The sequence below is a fragment of the Bacillus sp. GW823-FHT06B01 genome, from assembly GCF_058952315.1.
In genome coordinates this window covers 1-1,843 of record NZ_JBXAHR010000025.1, presented here as the reverse complement: position 1 = coordinate 1,843, position 1,843 = coordinate 1, and the positions used below count along the sequence as shown (strand labels likewise).

Here is a 1,843-nt window from a genome sequence, read left to right as displayed (position 1 = left end):
GTTTGAATATTCAACAGATTTATTTAATGAAAATACAATTAAACAAATGATTGATCACTATTATTGCATTTTAGAACAAATGGTAGAAAATCCGGAACAAGGGATTAAAGAATTCCCATTGGTAAATGGGGACGAGCATCGGAAGATAACCATGGAATGGAATGATACAGAAGTTGGATATAGGCCAGATGACGGACTACATTGTTTAGTTGAAAGAAAGGCAGCAACATGTCCTGATAGTATAGCGGTTTCATTTAGAGATAGAAAGTGGACTTACGCACAACTAAACCAAGATGCAAATAGGTTAGCTCGTTATTTGAGAAAACGCGGTGTAGGATTAGAAATACCTGTTGGTATATGTATGGATCGCTCATATGAAATGGTTATAAGTTTATTAGCTGTACTTAAGGCTGGTGGGGTGTATGTTCCGATTGATCCATTGTACCCGTACGAGAGGATTAACTATATCAAATCAGATGCAAATGTAAGGATAATGTTAACTCAACATCACATTTATGAGTCATCTAATTGGCAAGATAGCGATATTTTATGCGTAGATAGCGAATGGGGGCAGTGGGAGAATGAATCTGCTAATAATCTCGATATTTCATTTTCGGGAAGTAATTTAGCATATATTATTTATACTTCAGGTTCTACAGGTCGTCCCAAAGGGGCAATGAACACTCATCAGGGCATTTGTAATAGGTTGAAATGGATGCAGGATGCCTATCATTTGGATCAAAGTGATCGGGTTTTACAAAAGACTTCATTTAGTTTTGATGTTTCGGTATGGGAATTCTTTTGGCCATTAATGACGGGAGCTACATTAGTGTTAGCGGAATCAGATCGTCACAAAGATAGCTCATACTTAATAAAACTTATCCAAGAACAACAAATTACTACGATACATTTTGTTCCATCCATGTTACAGGCATTTGTAGAGGAGCCAGAATTGCATCATTGTACTGCCCTACGTAGAGTCATTTGTAGTGGAGAAGCTTTACCATTTGATTTAAAGGAAAGGTGCTTAAAAGAGTTACCGAAGGTTAATTTATATAATTTATATGGCCCAACAGAGGCAGCAATTGATGTAACACATTTTTCGTGTGAGAGCGGAGGACGAAATAAAAGTGTCCCTATTGGACAACCTATCGCGAATCACAAGATATATATATTAGATGAAGAAATGAATATAGTACCTATAGGGGTACGTGGAGAGATTTATATTAGTGGAATAGGAATTGCAAGAGGATACCACCATCGACCAGATTTAACAGCAGAAAAATTCATTCCCAATCCTATTGCTGAAAATCAAGGAGGCAGATTATATCGCACAGGAGATGTGGGAAGATATCTACAAGATGGGAATATTGAGTATTTAGGAAGAATAGATGACCAGGTAAAGCTAAGAGGATTTCGTATTGAACTTGGAGAAGTAGAGTCTGTGCTAGCCGAGCATCCTGCAATTCTTGAAAGTATTGCAATAGTAAAAGAGGATGAGACGGAAAATAAAAGGTTAATTGTTTATGTGACAGTAAGGAAAGGGAAAGCGGTTTCAGTTCCGGAAATGAGATCGTATATGCAGCGAAAGCTGCCAGAATATATGGTGCCAGCCGGATTTGTAATTTTAGATAAGATGCCTTTAACACCAAATGGGAAAGTAGATCGTACGCAACTCCCGAATCATATTTGGTCAAGGGAGAGTTTGGAAAGACCTTATGAAGCACCTACAACTGAAGTGGAAAAAGCGATAGCCAAGGTATGGAAAGAAATATTAAGAGTAGATAAAGTGGGATTGTATGATAATTTCTTTGAACTAGGTGGTGACTCTATTCTTAGTATT

The 1,843-nt window shown here is 37.3% G+C and carries 1 protein-coding gene; it reads left to right on the top strand.

The window, feature by feature from the left end:
* Nucleotides 1–1,843 (top strand): non-ribosomal peptide synthetase (locus AC1Q8N_RS28695; RefSeq protein ID WP_142312269.1); only part of this gene is annotated, 1,843 nt, incomplete at both ends.